This is a genomic window from Streptomyces sp. LN549, from assembly GCF_043203805.1.
Lineage (GTDB): Bacteria > Actinomycetota > Actinomycetes > Streptomycetales > Streptomycetaceae > Streptomyces.
This window is the reverse complement of sequence record NZ_JAZHRI010000002.1, coordinates 4,470,413-4,490,801: the sequence shown is the minus strand read 5'-3', so window position 1 is coordinate 4,490,801 and position 20,389 is coordinate 4,470,413. Positions and strand designations below refer to the sequence as shown.

Here is a 20,389-nt window from a genome sequence, read left to right as displayed (position 1 = left end):
CGGACTGACAGCCCTCTCCCCGGGCTTCAGGGGCGGAGGACGCTCACGGTTGCCACTCACTCAAGGACCGACCGGGGGGATGCCCCACCGCATCGGCTATCCGAATTTCACGAAAGCTACGACGCCACAGATTCCAGTTGCCTCCACGCATCGTGGACAACGAACCGATAACCGTACAGTCACGCGTGCAACTGCCTGGCATGCGACAACCCCCCTCCGATGGAGGGGGGTTGTCGCATGCCAGGCAGGACCTCACTCCTCGCCGGCGAGTTTCAGGGTGCGCAGCTTCTGACCGGCGTACCAGGTGGCCACGACAGTGACCGCCGCCAGCAGCACCGTCGCGGCCGGGAGACCGACGTCGGAGGTGATCGCGCCGCCCCCGCCGACCTTCTCCGCCACCGCGAGGGACCACTGCTGCACGCTGAGCGTGCGCGCACCGGGCACCAGGCTGCCGAAGAGGGCCTCCCACACGAGCGCGTAGACCAGACCGAGGACCACCGCGTGCCGGCTGACCGTACCCAGCAGCAGGAACAGCGCACTGTAGGCGATCGAGGCGACCAGCGCCGCGATCGTGTACGCCACCGCGATCTGCTGGCCGTTGCCGTTCAGGATCAGACCGGCGATCAGGGTCGGCACCGCCGAGAAGACCATCGTCACCGCGATGGCCACGATCAGCTTGGTGAAGATGATCGTCGGCCGTGTGACCGGCTTGGACAGCAGATAGACGATCGAACCGTCGTCGATCTCGGGGCCGATGGCACCCGTCCCGGCGATCACGCCGATCAGCGGCACCATGGTGGCGATGGCGAATCCGCCCAGCACGTCCGAGGCCACCTGGTCGTCGGCCCCGGCGAACATCCGTACCGCCACCGCGATGACGATCAGAAGCGCGGGCAGGACGAAGAGGATGGCGGCCCGGCGCCGGCCGAGCAGGGCCCGGTAGGTGAGCCGGGCGACTGTGGGGTCGTACATGACGTCACAGCTCCTTTCAGGCCACTACTCAGGCCGCTACGAGATAGGAAAAGACCGATTCGAGGGACTCGTCGGACGGCGAAACGGTCAGCAGCCGAATGCCCTGATCACGCGCCACCTTCGGCAGCAGCGTGGTGAAGCGTCCGAAGTCGACGGCCTGGATGCGCAGGGCGTTCTCACCGAGGTCGACCTCGATCCCGGCCGTCGACGGGTCGGCGATGAGCGCGGCGGCGAGGGCGCGGTCGTCACTGGACCGTACGAGATAGCGGTGCGGGCGGTCCGTCATCAGCCGGCGGATCTTCCGGAAGTCACCGGACGCGGCGTGCCGCCCGGCCACGATCACCTCGATGTGCGAGGCGAGTTGCTCGACCTCTTCGAGGATGTGGGAGGAGAAGAGAACCGTGCGTCCCTCCGCCCCCATCCGTCGCAGCAGCTCCATCAGCTGCATCCGCTGGCGCGGGTCCATCCCGTTGAACGGCTCGTCGAGCAGCAGCACGGACGGGTTGTGGACCAGCGCGGACGCCATCTTGACGCGCTGGCGCATGCCCTTGCTGTACGTGGAGATCTTGCGGTCCTGCGCGTACTCCATCTGGACCGTGGCCAGTGCTGCGGCCGCCTCGGCATCGCCGAGACCGTGCAGCTCGGCGTTGGCCACCACGAATTCGCGACCGGTCAGGAAGTCGTACATCCCCTCCCGCTCCGGCACGATGCCGATCTGCCGGTACACGGCCTCGTTGCGCCAGATCGCCTTGCCGTCGAGCGTGACCGCGCCCGTCGACGGGGCTAGGAATCCGGCCATCATGTTGATCAGCGTCGACTTGCCGGCGCCGTTGGGTCCGAGCAGGCCGGTGACCCCTGGGCCCACGGTCATGCTCACGTCGTTGACGGCGACCACGTTTCCGAACCAGCGGGACGTGTGGTCGATCTCGATGGTGGTCACAGCCCGACCCTCCGGTAGCGGCGCATCAGTACGGCGTACGAGCCGGCGACGAGCGCGAGAACAACGATCAGATAGACCACACCGGCACCGGCCCCCGGTCCTTCCCCGCCGGGGAAGGCCGAGGTCGCCCCGAGGAACGCGGTCTGCACTCCGTCGATGAGCGTGATCGGGGAGAACAGTCCCAGCCACGGCACGGCACCGGTGGACCCCGTGGACCAGGCGATGCCCTGGATCGTGCTGACCGCGCCGTACGTGATCGTCAGCACGGCGATCACCGCTGCGACACCGAATCCGCGCCGCGGGGTGAGCGCAGCCATCACGAGACCGAGGCCGGCGAAGAGCACGGACAGCAGCGCCACCGACACCATTCCCTGGGCGAACCACTTGGTCTGGTCGGCGAAGTCGAACTTCCCCAGCAGCGCGCCCGCGTACAGGATGACGAGCGGCGTACCGGTGAGGACGAAGAGCGCGGAGACCATGGCCGCGAACTTCGCGAGGACGTAGTCGCTGCGCTCGATCGGCCGGGAGAAGTACAGCGGGACGCTCTTGAACCGAAGGTCCCTGGAGACCGACTGCGGTGCCTGCGCCGCGATGAACAGGCCGATGACGGCCTGCAGATAGATCGCGAACGAGGTGTACTTGATCGGCAGCTTCGTCGAGTTCGGCGTGGCGATGGCGACCGCCACGAGAATCGCCGCGACCAGGCACATCACGCCGAACAGCAGCATGGGCAGCACCTTGGACTTGGCCGAGCGGCCGAGTCCGAAGGAACCGCGCAGGGACTGCGAGTAGAGCGAGCGGCGTGCGTAGGCCCGGCCGAGGCGCGGTCCGTCGTAGGCGCGGTAGCCGATGTTGTGGATCCGGGAGGTCTCGCTCCCGGTCGCGGCGCCGGTCTCAGTGCTCATCGCGACCGCTCCCCTTCTGCTGTGCGGCCCCGGCGGCCACGGACGCGGTCCGCGCCTCGGGGTGCGCGGCCGGTGCCTCTTCGGTACGGAAGACCTCGGCGATGTGGTGGCGGCGCTGTTCCATCCGGACGAGGCCGAGACCGAGGCCCGCGACGCTGTCGCGGACCAGGTCGTACGTCTCCTCGCCGGTCGCCTCGATCAGCAGGATGTGGCCCGCCCCGGGCAGCCCCTCCGCGTCCAGCCCGTCGAGTCCCACCAGCTTGATCCCCGCGCCCGTGAGGACCTGGCGCAGGGCGTCGGTCCCGTCCGGGTGGGTGTCGCTGTCGGTGACCTCGACCGCGAGGGTCGTGGTGGTCTGGGTGAAGTCGCTGGTCGAGCTTGAGCGCAGCAGCGTTCCGCCGTCGATGACGACGACGTGGTCGCAGGTGCGCTCCAGCTCGCCCAGGAGGTGTGAGGTGACGAGGACCGAGATGCCGAAGTCGGTGTGGATACGCCGGATCAGGCCGAGCATCTCGTCGCGGCCGACGGGGTCCAGTCCGTTGGTCGGCTCGTCGAGGAGGACCAGCTGCGGGTCGTGGACCAGCGCCTGGGCCAGCTTCACCCGCTGCTTCATGCCGGTCGAGTAGCCGCCGATGGGCCGGTAGCGCTCCTCGTACAGTCCGACGTGCCGCAGCGTGTCCGCGGTGCGTTCCCGCGCCGCGGTCGGCGGCAGTCCGGACATCCGCGCCATGTGGACGACGAACTCGGTGGCCGAGACGTCGGGCGGCAGGCAGTCGTGCTCAGGCATGTAGCCGACCCGTTCCCGGATGGCGGCGCCGTTGGTCGAGACGTCGAGTCCGAGCACCGCGGCCCGGCCCTCCGTCGCGGGGGACAGACCCAGCAGGATCTTGATCAACGTGGACTTGCCGGCTCCGTTGGCGCCCACCAGCCCGGTCACACCGGGGCCGATGTCCAACGAGAGCCGGTCAAGCGCGGTCACCCGGGGGAACCGCATGCTCAGGCTTTCGGTCGCAATCACAGTCACGTCATCGACGGTAGTGGCGCGGGCCACACCGGTCGTCAGACCTGGCGGCTGGATTCCCGTCAGACTCCAGGTGTACGGACCCGTAGGGGGACCCCACGAAGGAGGACCGCGGGGCGGAACGGGCGCGTCGGACCGGGTGGCACCTGCGGTTGTCCACAGGTTGTGCGCACCCCTTGACGTAGCCGCCGGACATTGTCACATTCATCAGTGTCACGTTACGGGCACGTACCGCACACGGCAGGGAACGGACGGTGGCATGGCCTCGCGAGTCAAGGACGAACGGGCCCCGGAGCTCCAGGGGTTCAGGGAAGTGCAACGACTCGCGTACGCCTGCGCGGAAGCCGTCGCCGCCCGTCTGAAACCGGGGGTGACGGAGCGCGAGGCGGCACGGATGCAGCGCGAGTGGCTGCGCGAGCGCGGGGTGCGCGACTGGTTCCATCTGCCGTTCGCCTGGTTCGGGGACCGCACGGCGTTCACCGGATTCAGGGTGCCGCTGCAGTTCTTCCCGACCGACCGACGGCTGGAGCCGGGGATGCCGTTCATCCTCGACATGGCTCCGGTGTACAAGGGATTCACGGCGGACATCGGGTACTCGGGCTGCCTCGGGCTCAACCCGCTGCACGACCGGCTGCTCTCCGATCTGGAGGCGCACCGCGGGCTGATCCTGCGCGAGGTGCGCGAGCGGCGTCCGCTGCGCGAGATCTATGAGGACGTCGAGCGCCTGATGGTCCAGCAGGGCTACGCCAACCGCCACCGCGCCTACCCGTTCGGGGTCATCGCCCACAAGGTCGACCGAGTCGCCGAACGGCGTTGGTCACCCCAGGTGTTCGGGTTCGGTACGCAGTCGCTCAAGGGACTGCTGAGCGATGCGGTGCACGGGCACCGGGAGGGCTGGTCGCCGCTCTGGAGTCCGTACCGCTTCTCCGACCATCCCCCGCAGCCGGGCCTGTGGGCGGTCGAGCCGCACCTCGGATTCCGGGGCACGGGTGCGAAGTTCGAGGAGATCCTGGTCGTCACGGACTCACGGGATCCCGAACAGAGCGCCTTCTGGCTGGACGACGATCTGCCGCATGTGCGGCGCTGGGCCGAGGAAAGGGTGGCGGCGTGAGTCTGCTGAATCTGCCGGGGGCGCGCGAGCGCCGGGTGTCCACGGGCGGTATCGACCTGTGCGTCGTCGAGCTGGGCGATGCGACACAGCCCACGATCGTGCTGGTGCACGGCTATCCGGACAGCAAGGAGGTCTGGACTCAGGTCGCCCGGCGGCTCGCCGAACAGTGGCATGTCGTGCTGTACGACGTGCGCGGCCACGGCAGGTCGACGGCGCCCGTGCCGCTGCGCGGCGGCTTCACGCTGGAGAAGCTGACCGACGACTTCCTGGCCGTCGTCGACGCGGTGAGCCCGGACCGCCCGGTGCACGTGGTCGGGCACGACTGGGGTTCGGTGCAGGCCTGGGAGTTCGCCACGGTCAACCGCACCGAGGGCCGGATCGCCTCCTTCACCTCGATGTCCGGCCCGTCGCTGGACCACTTCGGGCACTGGATCAAGCAGCGGATGTCCCGGCCCACCCCGCGCCGGGTCGGCCAGCTGCTGGGCCAGGGAGCCAAGTCCTGGTACGTGTACATGCTGCACACGCCGGTGCTTCCCGAGCTCGCCTGGCGGGGGCCGCTCGGCAAGCGGTGGCCCCGAATCCTGGAGCGGCTGGAGAAGGTCCCTCCGGGCGACTACCCGACGCCGTCCCTGCCCGACGACGCGGCGCACGGGGCCTGGCTCTACCGGGACAACGTCCGCTCCCGGCTGCGCAGGCCGCGCGCCGACGCGTTCGCACACGTACCGGTCCAGCTGATCACCCCGACCGGTGACATATTCCTTTCGGAACAGCTCTATGACGGACTCGACGCCTGGGTACCGCAGTTGACGCGCCGCTCGCTGCCGGCCAAGCACTGGGTGCCGCGCACCAGGCCGGACCAGCTGGCTTCCTGGATCGGCGAGTTCGCCGCTGCCAACGAGGCGGCCGCGCAAGGTGGTGTTCCGGTGCAGGACGCCGCACCCAAGGGGGCGTACGCGGACCGGTTCGGCGGGCAGCTCGTCCTGGTGACGGGCGCGGCCGGCGGGATCGGGCGGGCCACGGCCTTCGCGTTCGCCGAGGCCGGCGCCCGCGTGGTGGTCGTGGACCGGGACGCGGAGGGGGCAAGCCGCACGGCGGAGCTGGCCCGGCTGATCGGCGCCCCGGCCGCCTGGGCCGAGACCGTCGATGTCAGTGACGAGAGGGCCATGGAGAAGCTGGCCGAGAAGGTCGCCGCCGAGTACGGCATCGTCGACGTACTGGTCAACAACGCGGGGATCGGGCTCTCCGGTTCGTTCCTGGAGACGACCGCCGAGGAGTGGCGAAGCGTCCTCGACGTGAACCTGTGGGGCGTCATCCACGGCTGCCGGCTGTTCGGCAAGCAGATGGCCGACCGTGGCCAGGGCGGCCACATCGTCAACACGGCTTCCGCGGCGGCGTATCAGCCGTCCCGTGCGCTGCCCGCGTACAGCACGTCGAAGGCCGCCGTGCTGATGCTCAGTGAATGCCTGCGCGCCGAGCTTGCCGAGAAGTCGATCGGCGTCAGTGCGATCTGCCCCGGCATCGTCAACACGAACATCACCGCGACCACGCGCTTCGCCGGGGCGGACGCGGCGGAGGAGAAGCGGCTGCGCACGCGGACGAGCAAGCTGTACGGGATGCGCAACTACCCGCCGGAGAAGGTCGCCGACGCGATCCTCAGGGCGGTCGTGCGCAACCAGGCCGTCGTTCCGGTGACGCCGGAGTCCCATGGCGCCCGGTTCCTTTCCCGGCTCAGTCCGGGAGTGCTGCGCGGGATCGCCCGGCTGAAGCCGCCGCTGTGAGCGCCCCCGGGCCGTCACCGGCGGGCCGAGCAGCCGCCGAGTACCGGATCGAGGACCTCGCGCACGCCAGCGGCGCCACGGTCCGCACCATCCGCGCCTATCAGGACCGCGGACTGCTGCCGACTCCGGAACGGCGGGGCCGGGCCAATGTGTACCGGGACACCCATCTCGCCCGGCTCCGGCAGATCGCCGACCTGCTGGACCGCGGCTACACCCTGGCCAGTATCAAGGAGTTGCTGGAGGCCTGGGACACGGGACGCGGACTCGGCGGTGTGCTCGGGCTCGTCGCCGAGGTGCACGGACCGTGGACGGATGAGCGGGCCGACCGCATCACCCGCGCGGAACTGAACGTGAAGTTCGGTGGGCGTCCCGACGACGAGGCAGTCGCCGAAGCAGTGGAACTGGGAGTACTCGAACCCATCCCGGGCCGCGACGACGAGTTCCTCGTCCCCAGTCCGCAAGAGCTTGCGGTGGCAGTGGAGTTGCATGCCGCCGGCGTTCCGCTGAGCGCAATATCCAGCCATCTGCGGGAGCTTCGCGGTCAGGTCGAGCAGATAGCGTCCCGCTTCCTGGAGTTCACGACGGAGCACGTCTTCGCCCGATATCTCGGCCACCGCCCGCCGACCGACGCGGACGCGGCCGAGGCGGCTTCGATGGTCCGTCGGCTGCGGCCGCTGGCTCAGCAGACGGTGGACGCCGAACTGGCGCGCGCCATGCGGACTTTCGCCACCCGTCATCTGGAGCACCACCTCGCGGCCGAGGGCCCTTTCACTGCCCTGTCAGCCCCACCTTCGCCGGTGTCCGTCGCGCTTCCGGCCGAAACGATCGGCGCTGTGGAACGCCTGGTTGGGCGGGAGAACGCCGCAGCCTTCATCGCAGCTGCCACCGAACGAGAGGTACATACACGGAGATTGGATGCACTGGCTCCATGTCATGGCAATACGCCCACAGTTGACCAATAAGGCTAATTCATAGGCCACTTGTCCACAGGATCGTCAAATTACCTGTGGATAACGCGAGTTGGCTGTGGATCAAACCTGTGGGCAGAAATTCCTGAGGGAAATCGGGAGCCAAATCCGGATGCGGCGGAGAGGATGTCACGGGCAGTCTGTCGGGATGGATGAAAGACGCACCGTCAAGGTCTCCAAATACCTCTCGAAACACCTCCGGCATCAGCCCGAACGGATCGGTCTCACGCTGGACGCCAACGGCTGGGTGGCGATCGACGAGCTGTTGCGGGCCCTTGCCCGCCACCACTTCCCGCTCACCCGTGCCGAGCTCGACCATGTCGTCGCGTCCAACGACAAGCAGCGCTTCGCCATCGCGGGCGACCGCATCCGGGCGAGCCAGGGACACACCGTCGACGTGGACCTGGACCTGCCTCCGGCCGACCCGCCCGCGTACCTCTATCACGGCACGGTCGGCCGGTCCCTGGACGCGATCCGCGGTGAGGGGCTGCGTCCGATGAACCGCACACACGTCCACCTCTCGCCCGACCGTGAGACGGCGACCCGCGTCGGGGCCCGGCGCGGCCGTCCCGTCGTCCTGTCCGTGGACGCGGGTGCCATGCACCGGGCAGGCCACACCTTCTACGTCAGCGCCAACGGGGTCTGGCTCACCGCCGCCGTACCCCCGGAATTCCTGCGCCTGCCCGGCTGACGCGGCCGTCACCCGGACCCACAGGGTCCGTACCGGTCGCCGCCCCGGCCCTGCCCCGGCGCCGGTCGCTAGCCCGCGAGCTGGGCCAGGCCCTGCGTCGCGATCTGCTCGAAGAGCTTCTCGTCCGCCACCGCGGCGGAGAACTCGGGGCTGCCGTCGGGTACCGGTGCATGGATCACGATCTCGGTGAAGCCGAGCTCCGCATGCCTGCCCGCGAAGTCCACGAACGCGTCCACGGATTCGAACGGCCCGCCCCTGGTGAGAGCCGGGTTGAACTCCGGTGTGAATCCGGTGAGCAGAATCTTGTCGAGCGCGTCCACGTCCCTGTCACCCTCGGCACAGGCCTTGCCCAGCCTGGCGACCTGACCACGGATGGCTTCCACCGACTCCGCCGCGCTGCCCGACTCGTACAGCCTCGGGTCCCCCGTGGTCACCCAGGCCTGTCCGTACTGTGCGGCAAGCCTGAGTCCACGCGGACCCGTGGCTGCCACGGCGAACGGCAGCCGCGGAAGCTGTGCGCAGCCCGGAAGGTTGCGTGCCTCGTTGGCCACGTAGAAGCGGCCCTCGGACGTCAGCCCGGCCGGCTCACGGAGCAGTCCGTCCAGCAGCGGAACGAACTCACCGAACCGGTCGGCCCGCTCACGCGGGGTCCACGGCTCCTCGTCACCCCGCAGGAGCGTCGTCGCGTCGAACCCGTTGCCACCGGCTCCGATTCCCAGCGTGATGCGGCCGCCCGAGATGTCGTCGAGCGAGATGAGTTCCTTGGCCAGGGTGACCGGATGACGGAAGTTCGGCGAGGTCACGAGCGTCCCCAGCCGCAGACGCGAGGTGACGCAGGCAGCCGCGGTCAGGGTGGGGAGGGCGCCGAACCACGGCCGGTCCCGGAAGGCACGCCAGGCCAGGTGGTCATAGGTGTACGCGGCGTGCAGACCCAACTCCTCGGCGCGCTGCCACTGCGTGCGCCCGCCCTCGTGCCAGCGGCGGACGGGCAGGATGACAGTGCTGAGGCGCAGAGTGGTGCTCATGGCTCGCAGTTTACGGCGGGCCGGTCGGCCACACCTCCCGCTCGAAGGCCTGACTGGGTGCTGAGCACCGCGAAGGGGTCGGCGGCCGTCCGGCGCCACCAGGCGCCTCAGGGGGAACGTGGCACACGAGAATCCCCCGACATATGCCAGAGGAACGTTCTCCTGCTCAGGGGCGTACGTACTCAGATGTGCGCCCCTGCGCACGCCCGTGCACCCTCGTACGCGAGAATGGACCGGTGACCTCAGCTACCGAACAGCCCGTTCCTGCCGCTCCCCGGCTGATCGCCACCGACCTGGACGGCACCCTCCTGCGCGACGACAAGACCGTCTCGGACCGCACGGTCGCGGCGCTCGCCGCTGCCGAGGAGGCCGGGATCGAGGTCTTCTTCGTCACCGGCCGTCCCGCCCGCTGGATGGATGTCGTCAGCGACCATGTGCACGGCCACGGCCTGGCGATCTGCGCCAACGGCGCCGCCGTCGCCGACCTGCACGCAGGAGGCAGGCTGCTGAAGGTGCGGGCCCTCGAGCGGCCGACGGCCCTCGATGTCGTACGCACGCTGCGTGCGGCCGCCCCCGGGACCTCGTTCGCCGTCGAACTGGCCACCGGCATTCACTACGAACCGGCCTACCCGCCCTTCCACCTGGACCCCGGTGCGACGGTGGCCGTCGCCGAGAAGCTGCTTCACGAGGAGACGCCGGGTGGCGGTGCCCCCGTGCTGAAGCTCCTGGCCCACCATGGCGAAATGGCCCCGGACGACTTCCTCGCCCTGGCACTCAGGGTGGCCGGCGACCGGGCGTCCTTCACCCGGTCCAGCCCCACGGCACTCCTGGAGGTCAGTGGCCCCGGTGTCTCCAAGGCCAGCACGCTGGAGCTGTGCTGTGCCGAACGCGGCATCTCCTCAGCCGAGGTCGTCGCCTTCGGCGACATGCCGAACGACGTGGAGATGCTGAGCTGGGCGGGCACGTCGTACGCGATGGGCAACGCACACCCGGCCGCGCTGGCAGCGGCCTCCGGCCGTACGGTCACCAACAACGAGGACGGCGTCGCAGTCGTCATCGAGCGGATCATCGCCGAACGCGCCCGCCCTCGCGTGGAGCGCTGAGGGGACACGCCCCCGCGCTGCCCCGGCGGTCAGAGCCGCAGGGCCGATTCCCACCCGGCCCCCGGCGGTCAGAGCCGCAGGGCCGATTCCCACCCGCCCCCGGCGGTCAGAGCGGCGCCTGCCACACCACCGTCGTACCGGCGCCGTCCTCCCCGATGCCCGGCCCGAACCAACTGGCCCCGCCCAGTGATTCCGCCCGGCGAGCCAGGTTCCGCAGCCCGCTGCGCCGGCCGCCCGCCGGGATGCCCACCCCGTCGTCGGCGACCGAGAGCCGCACCGCGTCCCGTCCGTCGGGCAGCGTGGCGGTCGCGTCGACGACCACATCGATCCGTGCCGCACCGGCGTGACGGAAGGCGTTGGACAACGCCTCCCGGAGCGCCGCGATCAGGTTCTTCCCGGTCAGCTCACCGACCAGGGAGTCGACCGGCCCAAGGAAACGATGCGACGGTTTGAATCCCAGCGGGACCGCAGCCATGTTGATCTCGCGCAGAACGCGGGTCCGCAGCCCGGAAGGTGCCTCGGCCGGCTCCTGCTGCAGCGCGAAGATCGCGGTACGGATCTCCTGAATGGTCACGTCCAGTTCGTCGACCGCCCTGCCCACCCCGGTCTGCACCTCCGGCACGTCCGATCGGCGCTGCGCGCTCTCCAACATCATCCCGGTGGCAAACAGCCGCTGGATGACCAGGTCGTGAAGGTCGCGGGCGATGCGGTCGCGGTCCTCGTAGACCGCGAGCCGCTCCCGGTCGCGCTGCGCCTCGGCCATCATGAGGGCCAGGGCGGCCTGCGAGGCGAACTGGGTGGCGAGGGTCCGCTCGGTCTCCGTGAACGGCCGGCCGCCCCTGGCGCGCGGGGTGGCGAGCGCACCGAGCACCCGGCCCCCGCTGTGCAGCGGGAGCATCATGCTCGGGCCGAACCGGTGCGCCAGCCTGGTGATCATGCGGGAGTCTGTGGCCGAGTCGTCGATGAAGACCGCCTCGCCACTCAGCAGCCTGGCCACCACAGGACTGTGCGCCGGAATGATCACTCCGAGCGAGGCGGAAGGGTCCTCCGCGGAGACGGCGACGATCTCCAGTCCCCCGTCCTCGGCCGGCAGCAGCACGATGCCGGCCGCGGATCCGGCGAGATGGCGGGCCTGCTCGGCAACGACGGAGAGCGCGTCGTCGGCGTCCCCGCCGGACAGCAAGGCGGTGGTCACGGCCACCGAACCGTCGATCCACCGCTCACGCTGCCTGGCTGCCTCGTACAGCCGCGCGTTGCCGATGGCGATGCCGGCCTCGGTGGCCAGCACGCGGACCATGTGCAGGTCGTAGTCGTTGAACTCGCCGCCGTCGGTCTTTTCGGCCAGATACAGATTGCCGAAGATCTCGCCCTGGACCCGGATCGGAACGCCGAGGAACGTACGCATCGGTGGATGGCCCGGCGGGAAGCCGGCGAATCTCGGGTCAGACGTCAGGTCGGCCAGACGCAGCGGGCGCGGGTCGTGGATGAGGGCGCCGAGCAGCCCTCGGTGCCCGTCCGGCCTGTGCCCGATCCTGCGCGCCACATCATCGGAGACTCCGTACGTGACGAAGTCGGAGAGCCCCTTGCGATCCTCGTCCACGACACCGATGGCCGCATAGCGGGAGTGCGCCAACTCGGCAGCCGTCTCACAGATCCGGTCGAGCGTGGAGTGGAGTTCGAGCCCCGTGCCCACCGACCGCATGGCTTCCAGCAGCCGCGGTACGCGGGCGGTGAGTTCGGTGGACAGGCCCTGCAGGCTGCGGGTCGCCTCCGTCGCGGCGTCGACCGAGTCCGTCGGGCCTGCCCGACCTGTCGGATCGAGCGGGTCGAGGGGGCCTGTCGGATCGAGCGGATCCCTTGAGCCCGACGGCTTCAGCGGTTGATCCGAGTGATTCGGGTCCTTCGAATGCTGCGGGTGGTTCGGGTCCTGCTCTGACATACCCAGAGCGTAGTTAGTCCTTTTTGCCAGGGAAAGTCGAGAGCTGAAGGCCGACAGGACATCTCAGGCGTGCGCGCCCACCGGCTCGCCGGCAGCGAGAGTGGTCTCCCGTTCGCGCTTCAGCATCCGGCGCAGAGGCCCTTCCACCGCTGCGAGGGCCTCGTACGGGCCGCGCTGGACGACGGAACCCGCCTCCAGCACCACCACCTCGTCGATGGCGTCCAGCCCTTCGAGACGGTGAGTGATCAGTACGGTCGTACGCCCCTGGGTGGCCGCCAGCAGGTCCGCGGTCAGGGCGTCGGCCGTCGGCAGGTCTAGGTGCTCGGCCGGCTCGTCCAGGACCAGCACGGGGAAATCCGCGAGCAGCGCCCGGGCCAGCGCGAGCCGCTGACGCTGACCGCCGGAGAGGCGGGCGCCGTGCTCACCGACGAGCGTGTCCAGGCCGTCCGGCAGCGCCTCCGCCCAGTCGAGCAGCCTGGCCCGGCCGAGGGCGTCGCGCAGTTCCCCGTCCGTCGCGCCGGTGCGGGCCAGCCGCAGGTTCTCCCGGATGGAGCTGTCGAAGATATGGGCGTCCTGGGCGCAGAGGCCGACGATCCGCCGGACGGTGTCCCCGTCCAGCGCGGACGCTTCCACCCCGCCGATCCGGTACGTCCCCGTCCGCGCGTCCAGGAACCGGAGCAGGACCTGGGCGAGCGTGGTCTTCCCGGAACCGGACAGTCCGACGACCGCGATGCGTCGGCCTGCCTCCAGCGTGAGGTCGATGGAGTCCAACGCATCGTGTCCCGCCCCTGCGTAACGGGCGGAAAGCCCCCGCACCTCCAGCGGGAAGGGCGATGTGGGAGCCTCGGCCGGGACGGCGGGTTCCTGCACGGGGACCGGGGCGTCCAGCACCTCGAACACCCGCTCCGCACTCCGCTTGACCCGCTGCCGGTACTGCACGGCGAGCGGCAGGCCGGTCACGGCTTCGAAGGCGGCCAGCGGGGTAAGGACGACCACGGCGAGTTCCACCCCGGCCAGTCGGCCATCGGCCACTGCGGGAAGGGCGACGAGGGCGGCCGCGACCACGGTGAGGCCGGCGATCAGGGCGCTGAGACCGCTGCCGAGCGCGGTGGCGGCCGCCGCCCGGGCGGCGATCCGGGTCAGTACCCCGTCGGCCTCCCGGGTCCGGGCCACGCGTCCCGGGAGCGCACCCGCGACGGTCAGCTCGGCGGTTCCGCCGAGCAGGTCGGTGATCCGGGTGGCCAGATCGGCCCGTGCGGGTGCCAGTCGGCGCTCCGCGTGCCGGGCACAGGCTCCGCTGACGAGCGGGACCCCGACCCCGGCCAGCAACAGTCCGGCGGCCAGCACGAGGCCTGCCTCCGGAAGCAGCCAGCCGGTGAAACCGGCGGCTCCCGCCCCTACGACGACCGCGGTCCCTGCGGGCAGCAGCCACCGCAGCCAGTAGTCCTGAAGGGCGTCCACATCGGCGACGAGCCGTGAGAGCAGGTCGCCCCGCCGGGTCCGGCGCAGGCCCGCGGGCGCGATGCGCTCCAGGCTTCGGTAGACGGCGACACGGAGCTCGGCGAGCATCCGGAGCACGGCGTCGTGCGAGACGAGGCGCTCGGCGTAGCGGAAGACCGCCCGCCCGATCCCGAAGGCGCGGGTCGCCGTCACCGCCACCATCAGATAGAGCACCGGTGGCTGTTCGGAGGCGCGGGAGATCAGCCAGCCGGAAACGGCCATGAGGCCGACAGCCGAGCCCAGCGCGAGGCTTCCCAGCAACAGGGCCAGCAGCAGCCGGCCGCGCTGTGCGCCGGCGGCCTCCCTCACCCGGGCGAGTACGTGTCCTGTCCACGCCGTGGTGTCCCGCAGCGCCTCGGGGTCACGTGACGGCTCGGGCGCCACGGCGGCGGTCTGCGCCCCCACCGGCTCGGCCACCGCAACGGCCGCCGCCCCCGGCACTGTCCCGGACGCCGCGGCCGATGCCACCCCCGGCACCGCTGTGAACGCCTCGTCCGCCACCCGCTCGGCCAATCCGGCAGGCGACAGTGTCACCACGCGGTCGGCCACCGCCAGAAGCGCCGGCCGGTGGACGACCAGCAGCACGGTCCGGCCCACCGCCAGTCGTCGTACCGCCTCGACGATGCCCGCCTCCGTCTCGCCGTCCAGGCTCGCGGTCGGCTCGTCGAGCAGCAGCAACGGCCGGTCGGCGAGGAACGCCCGGGCCAGCGCGAGCCGCTGGCGCTGTCCGGCGGAGAGCCCCGCACCGTCCTCGCCGAGGAGTGTGCGGGCACCGTCCGGCAGCCCGGACACGAAGTCGTACGCCCCGGCGTCCCGCAGCGCGGCCGTCACCGCGCTGTCGTCCGCCCCTGGGCGGGCCAGCCGGACGTTCTCCGCGATCGTGCCCGCGAAGAGATGGGGGTGCTGCGGCACCCAGGCGATGCGCTCGCGCCAGCGCTCGGAGGACAGGGCCGCCAGATCGGTCCCGCCGACCCGCACCCGGCCCTCGTCAGGTGCCACGAACCCCAGCACCACGTTCAGCAGAGTGGACTTGCCGACGCCGCTCGGACCGACCAGGGCGACGGTCTCCCCCTCGTCCACCACCAGCGAGGCCCCGGCGAGCGAGGGTTCGGTGCGCCCGGCGTGCCGAACGGTCACTTCTTCCAGCTCCAGCCGCAGTGAGCCGGGGACTTCCTGCGTACCCGGCTCGCTGGGCTCCGTCTCCAGAACGGCGAAGATCTCCTCCGCGGCCGAGAGTCCCTCGGCCGCGGCGTGGTACTGGGCGCCTACCTGCCGGATCGGCAGGTAGGCCTCGGGCGCGAGGATCAGCACCACCAGCCCGGTGTAGAGGTCGAGCTCACCGTGCACGAGTCGCATGCCGATGGTGACGGCGACGAGCGCCACCGACAGGGTCGCCAGGAGTTCCAGGGCGAAGGACGAGAGGAACGCGATCCTCAGGGTACGCAGGGTGGCCTGCCGGTACTGCGAGGTGATGGTGCGAATGGACTCGGCCTGGGCCTTGGCCCGGCCGAAGACCTTCAGCGTCGGCAGCCCCGCGACCACGTCCAGGAAGTGCCCGGAGAGCCGGGAGAGCAGCCTCCACTGACGGTCCATCCTCGACTGGGTGGCCCAGCCGATGAGAATCATGAAGAGCGGGATGAGCGGCAGCGTGACCACGATGATCGCGGCCGAGATCCAGTCCTCGGTGACAACCCTGGCCAGTACCGCCACCGGTACGACCACCGCGAGTCCGAGCTGCGGGAGGTAGCGCGCGAAGTAGTCGTCGAGCGCGTCGATCCCCCGCGTGGCGAGAGCCACCAGCGAGCCGGTGCGCTGCCCGCTCAGCCAGTCCGGGCCCAGTTCTGCCGCCCGGGCGAGAAGGCGCCCGCGCAGTTCGGACTTGACGGCCGCACCGGCCCGGTAGGCAGCCAGTTCGGTGAGCCAGGAAACCAGGGCCCGGCCGAGCGCGACCGCGGCGAGCAGGAGGAGCGGTGTGCGCAGTCCCGCACCGGTGAGTCCGTCTTCGAAACCGCCCACCACCAACTCGGCGACGAGCATCGCCTGAGCGATGACCAGCGCCGCTCCGGCCAGCCCGAGTACCACCACAGCCACCAGGAACAGGCGAGTGGCACGGGCGTGGCGGAGCAGACGCGGATCGATCGGTTTCACGTGAAACACCCCATGGAGCTCGACTCGGTCAAGGCACTCACTGCGTTCAGTGCGCGTCGGCGATGTGCTGCGTACCGATCCGCTTGCGGAACACCCAGTACGTCCAGCCCTGGTAGAGCAGGACGACGGGAGTGGCGATCCCCGCACACCAGGTCATGATCTTCAGCGTGTACGGGCTGGACGAAGCATTGGTGACCGTGAGGCTCCAGGCATCGTTCAGCGAGGACGGCATGACGTTCGGGAAGAGCGTCAGGAACAACATGGCGACCGCGGCGGCGATGGTCACCCCGGAGAAGGCGAAGGACCAGCCCTCGCGCCCCGCCGCTATGGCTCCGATCGCCCCGACCAGGGCCACCACGGCGACGATCATCGCGATCAGGCTCCAGCCGTCACCGTTGTCGATCTGGGTCCAGATCAGGAATCCCAGAGCGAGAACCGCGGTGACCGCGCCCAGCTTCAGCGCCAGCCTGCGCGCCCGGGCCCGGATGTCACCGACCGTCTTGAGCCCGGCGAACACCGCTCCGTGGAAGGTGAAGAGGAAGAGCGTGACCAGTCCGCCGAGAATCGCGTACGGGTTGAGCAGATCCCAGAAGTTGCCCACGTACTCCATGTCCGCGTCGATCTTCACGCCGCGGACGATGTTCCCGAAGGCCACACCCCAGAGCAGGGCCGGGATCAGCGACGTCCAGAAGATCGCGTGCTCCCAGTTGGTCTGCCACTTCGCCTCGGGCCGCTTCGCCCGGTACTCGAAGGCGACACCCCGCACGATCAGGCAGAGCAGGATGATCAGCAGCGGCAGGTAGAAGCCGGAGAACAGCGTGGCGTACCACTCGGGGAACGCGGCGAAGGTCGCTCCGCCGGCGCTGAGCAGCCAGACCTCGTTGCCGTCCCAGACCGGCCCGATCGTGTTGATCAGAACCCGTCGTTCCTTGCGGTCCCGGGCCAGCAGTTTGGTCAGGACACCGATCCCGAAGTCGAATCCCTCCAGGAAGAAGTAGCCGGTCCAGAGAACGGCGATGAGCACGAACCAGACGTCGTGGAGTTCCATCTCTCGGCTCCCTGTTCTCAGTAGGAGAAGGCCATGGGCCGGTCGGCGTCGTCGTGGTCGCCGCCGATCCTGGTGGGCGGGTTGAGGTCGGCGTCGGTGAGCTCCGGCGGGCCGGCCTTGATGTACTTCACGAGCAGCTTCACCTCGATGACGGCGAGGACCGCGTAGAGCAGCGTGAACAGGATCATCGAGGTGATCACCTCGCCCTGCGAGACGCCGGGGGAGACCGCGTCACGGGTCTGCAGGACTCCGTAGACGACCCAGGGCTGACGGCCCATCTCGGTGAAGATCCATCCCCAGGAGTTGGCGATCAGCGGGAAGAGCAGGGTCCACAGCGCGACGATCCAGTAGCACTTGGCCAGCTTCGGGCTCAGCGCCTTGTTCTTGAAAAGGACCAGGTGAGGCACCTCGTCCTCACCGGTGCGCATCCCCGGCGGCAGCATGAACTTCTTCCGGGTCAGCCACAGTCCGAGGATTCCGAGGCCGAAGGACGCCATGCCGAAGCCGATCATCCACCGGAAGCTCCAGAAGGCGACGGGGATGTTGGGCCGGTAGTCGCCGGGCCCGAAGCGTTCCTGCTCGGCCTTGTTGATGTCGTTGATGCCGGGGACGTACGAGTCGAAGTTGTCGTCGGCGAGGAACGACAGTATCCCGGGGATCGAGATCTCGACGGAGTTGTGCCCCTTGCTGACATCCCCGTACGCGAAGATCGAGAAGGGCGCGGAGTTCTGCCCGTCCCACAGCGCCTCGGCCGCCGCCATCTTCATCGGCTGCTGCTTGAACATCACCTTGCCCAGCTGGTCACCGCTGACGGCAGTGAGCAGACCGGCGACCACCACGGTGATCAGGCCCAGCCGCAGTGAGGTCCGCATCACCGGGATGTGCTTCTTGCGCGCCAGGTGGAAGGCGGCGATGCCGACCATGAACGCCCCGCCGACCAGGAAGGCCGCCGTGATGGTGTGGAAGAACTGGGCCAGCGCGGTGTTCTGCGTGAGCACGTGCCAGAAGTCGGTGAGCTCGGCGCGCCCGCGTTCCTTGTTGATGCGGTAGCCGACCGGGTGCTGCATCCAGGAGTTGGCGGCCAGGATGAAGTACGCGGAGAGGATGGTGCCGATCGAGACCATCCAGATGCAGGCGAGGTGGATCTTCTTCGGCAGCTTGTCCCAGCCGAAGATCCACAGGCCGATGAACGTGGACTCGAAGAAGAACGCGATCAGCGCCTCGAACGCGAGCGGGGCCCCGAAGATGTCGCCGACGAACCGCGAGTAGTCGGACCAGTTCATCCCGAACTGGAACTCCTGGACGATGCCCGTGACGACGCCCATGGCGATGTTGATCAGGAAGAGCTTTCCCCAGAACTTGGTGGCCCTGAGGTACTTCTCCTTGTTGGTTCGCACCCAGGCGGTCTGCAGGCCGGCGGTGAGCGCGGCGAGAGAGATCGTCAGAGGAACGAAGAGGAAGTGGTAGACGGTGGTCGTTCCGAACTGCCATCGCGCCAGGGTCTCCGGCGCCAGAGCCAGCTCCACGTCGTCTTCTCCTTACGTCGCCGCCGATACACCGGCAGTTTGTCCTATAAATCCGACTGAACAACGGAGGAAACAGGACACGCTTGTGAACGCGTTCACATTCACAAGCAATTATGGCGCACAGGCTTTCGGGAGGTACGGCCGGGGTACCCCTCCGGGACGTAGCCCATCATTGCCCCCGAAGCAGACACCCCCGGCACCTGCGTCCACCCACGCAAACGGCCCCGCACCTCGGGAACGAGGTACGGGGCCGCGGCGGCCGGAGGCGGCCGGCGCTACAGATCCTTGCGGTACGACTCCGTCACCTTCAGGAACAGGTCGTTCGCCTCGTCCTCCCCGATCGAGACCCGCACGCCCTCGCCGGCGAAGGGCCTGACCACCACACCGGCCTTCTCGCAGACCGCGGCGAAGTCGGCGGTACGGTCCCCGAGCCGCAGCCAGACGAAGTTCGCCTGGGACTCGGGCACCGTCCAGCCCTGCCGTACCAGCGTCTCGTACACGCGCTGCCGCTCGCACACCAAGGAGCCCACCCGGCCCAGGAGTTCGTCCTCGGCCCGCAGTGACGCCACCGCAGCGTCCTGGGCGAGCTGGCTGACACCGAAGGGCACCGCCGTCTTGCGCAGCGCGGCCGCCACCGGCTCATGGGCCACGGCGAAGCCGACCCGCAGTCCGGCCAGACCGTAGGCCTTGGAGAACGTCCGCAGCACCGCCACATTGGGCCGGTCCCGGTAGATCTCGATGCCGTCGGGGACCTCGACGTCGCGGATGAACTCCTTGTACGCCTCGTCGAGCACCACGAGCACATCGCCCGGCACCCGGTCCAGGAACCGCTCCAGCTCCGCCCGGCGCACCACGGTGCCGGTCGGGTTGTTCGGGTTGCAGACGAAGATCAGCCGGGTCCGGTCGGTGATCGCGTCCGCCATCGCGTCCAGATCGTGCACCTCGCCGTCGGTCAGCGGCACCCTCACCGACGTCGCCCCGCTGACCTGGGTGATGATCGGGTACGCCTCGAAGGAACGCCAGGCGTAGATGACCTCGTCACCCGGACCCGAGGTGGCCTGCAGCAGCTGCTGGGCCACGCCGACCGAACCGGTGCCGGTGGCCAGGTGCGAGAGCGGCACACCGAAACGGTCCGCCAGCTCGTTCATCAGACCGGTGCAGGCCAGATCCGGGTACCGGTTGAAGTTCGCGGCCGCGGCCAGCGCGGACTCCATCACCCCCGGCAGCGGCGGATACGGATTCTCGTTGGAGGACAGCTTGAACGCGAGCGGTCCGTCCGCCGCGGCCGGCTTGCCCGGCACATAGGCGGGGACGCCATCCAGTTCGGCACGCAGCTTGGGGCTCGTCTCGCTCACCGCAGGTCCTCCTCGACCGTCCATACACATCAATACTGCTCACCTTATGAGGATTGAGTGCCGGTGCGAATGGGCGGACCGAGGATTAGTCCGGTGGACCCCGGAATGAGGGGGAGCGCCCCTCGTCGTGGCGTGCGCCGGTGGCTCACTCCGTGGCGCGCGTCCCTCGAAGAGGTGAGTTGAGACCTCTTCGAGACATCGACCTATCGGCAGGCCCATCCGGCCCGACACGTGACACACGATGGCACCACCCCATAACACCCTGTGTTATCAAGGCAATTGGGGCTTGATGACCATGCAGAAACGTGCCTGTCAAGGAGTGCATATGCGACCGGGCCAAGTGCCCGCCCGAGCCCTAC

The 20,389-nt window shown here is 69.4% G+C and carries 15 protein-coding genes; 5 read left to right on the top strand and 10 right to left on the bottom strand.

Annotated features, from left to right (window positions below; all coding sequences use genetic code 11):
* Positions 1 to 252 precede the first annotated feature (252 nt).
* The 4 genes from SH922_RS20190 to SH922_RS20175 are packed head-to-tail and all read right to left on the bottom strand — an operon-like array spanning position 253 to position 3,811.
* Complete coding sequence (locus SH922_RS20190; protein WP_393059321.1) at positions 253 to 972, bottom strand: ABC transporter permease; 720 nt, start codon at positions 970 to 972, stop codon at positions 253 to 255.
* A 28-nt stretch (positions 973 to 1,000) separates the two neighbouring features.
* On the bottom strand, positions 1,001 to 1,912 hold the full coding sequence (locus SH922_RS20185; RefSeq protein ID WP_393059320.1) for an ABC transporter ATP-binding protein: 912 nt from the start codon (positions 1,910 to 1,912) through the stop codon (positions 1,001 to 1,003).
* Positions 1,909 to 2,817 carry an ABC transporter permease gene (locus tag SH922_RS20180; protein ID WP_393059319.1) on the bottom strand — a complete coding sequence of 303 codons (909 nt, stop codon included), beginning with the start codon at positions 2,815 to 2,817 and terminating at the stop codon, positions 1,909 to 1,911. Before SH922_RS20180 ends, SH922_RS20185 begins: the two co-directional genes overlap by 4 nt.
* Entirely contained in the window at positions 2,807 to 3,811 is a 1,005-nt protein-coding gene (locus tag SH922_RS20175) for an ABC transporter ATP-binding protein (RefSeq protein WP_393063631.1), read from the bottom strand. The genes SH922_RS20180 and SH922_RS20175 overlap by 11 nt, the downstream gene beginning before the upstream one ends.
* 286 nt (positions 3,812 to 4,097) lie before the next feature.
* Between SH922_RS20175 and SH922_RS20170 the strand changes: the two genes are divergently transcribed.
* From SH922_RS20170 to SH922_RS20155, 4 genes are all read left to right on the top strand, one after another.
* Positions 4,098 to 4,949 (top strand): M24 family metallopeptidase, encoded by an 852-nt coding sequence (locus tag SH922_RS20170; RefSeq protein WP_393059318.1) that lies wholly within the window; start codon positions 4,098 to 4,100, stop codon positions 4,947 to 4,949.
* A 5-nt stretch (positions 4,950 to 4,954) separates the two neighbouring features.
* The gene (locus SH922_RS20165; protein ID WP_393063630.1) at positions 4,955 to 6,727 is read left to right on the top strand and encodes an SDR family oxidoreductase; all 1,773 of its coding nucleotides are present in this window, start codon (positions 4,955 to 4,957) and stop codon (positions 6,725 to 6,727) included.
* A complete protein-coding gene (locus SH922_RS20160) occupies positions 6,724 to 7,689 on the top strand; it encodes a MerR family transcriptional regulator (RefSeq protein WP_393059317.1) in 966 nt (321 codons plus the stop codon). The genes SH922_RS20165 and SH922_RS20160 overlap by 4 nt, the downstream gene beginning before the upstream one ends.
* 154 nt (positions 7,690 to 7,843) lie before the next feature.
* Positions 7,844 to 8,386 (top strand): RNA 2'-phosphotransferase, encoded by a 543-nt coding sequence (locus tag SH922_RS20155; RefSeq protein WP_393059316.1) that lies wholly within the window; start codon positions 7,844 to 7,846, stop codon positions 8,384 to 8,386.
* A gap of 68 nt (positions 8,387 to 8,454) precedes the next feature.
* Here the strand turns inward: SH922_RS20155 and SH922_RS20150 are convergent, their stop codons facing one another.
* On the bottom strand, positions 8,455 to 9,411 hold the full coding sequence (locus SH922_RS20150; RefSeq protein ID WP_393059315.1) for an LLM class flavin-dependent oxidoreductase: 957 nt from the start codon (positions 9,409 to 9,411) through the stop codon (positions 8,455 to 8,457).
* Positions 9,412 to 9,647: 236 nt separating this feature from the next.
* Between SH922_RS20150 and SH922_RS20145 the strand changes: the two genes are divergently transcribed.
* A complete protein-coding gene (locus SH922_RS20145; RefSeq protein WP_393059314.1) occupies positions 9,648 to 10,514 on the top strand; it encodes an HAD hydrolase family protein in 867 nt (288 codons plus the stop codon).
* A 106-nt stretch (positions 10,515 to 10,620) separates the two neighbouring features.
* On the opposite strand, the gene SH922_RS20140 is transcribed toward SH922_RS20145, so the two are convergent.
* From SH922_RS20140 to hisC, 5 genes are all read right to left on the bottom strand, one after another.
* Positions 10,621 to 12,453 carry a GAF domain-containing sensor histidine kinase gene (locus SH922_RS20140; protein ID WP_393059313.1) on the bottom strand — a complete coding sequence of 611 codons (1,833 nt, stop codon included), beginning with the start codon at positions 12,451 to 12,453 and terminating at the stop codon, positions 10,621 to 10,623.
* A 63-nt stretch (positions 12,454 to 12,516) separates the two neighbouring features.
* Positions 12,517 to 16,101: a thiol reductant ABC exporter subunit CydD gene (cydD, locus tag SH922_RS20135; RefSeq protein WP_393059312.1), complete on the bottom strand. Its 3,585-nt coding sequence runs from the start codon at positions 16,099 to 16,101 to the stop codon at positions 12,517 to 12,519.
* Between the two features lie 46 nt (positions 16,102 to 16,147).
* A complete protein-coding gene (gene cydB / locus SH922_RS20130) occupies positions 16,148 to 17,149 on the bottom strand; it encodes a cytochrome d ubiquinol oxidase subunit II (protein ID WP_393059311.1) in 1,002 nt (333 codons plus the stop codon).
* A gap of 17 nt (positions 17,150 to 17,166) precedes the next feature.
* Positions 17,167 to 18,675, bottom strand: coding sequence for a cytochrome ubiquinol oxidase subunit I (locus tag SH922_RS20125; protein ID WP_393059310.1), 1,509 nt, complete (start codon positions 18,673 to 18,675; stop codon positions 17,167 to 17,169).
* Positions 18,676 to 18,950: 275 nt separating this feature from the next.
* Positions 18,951 to 20,030, bottom strand: a complete 1,080-nt coding sequence (gene hisC, locus SH922_RS20120) for a histidinol-phosphate transaminase (protein ID WP_393059309.1) — start codon at positions 20,028 to 20,030, stop codon at positions 18,951 to 18,953.
* Positions 20,031 to 20,389: the final 359 nt, after the last annotated feature.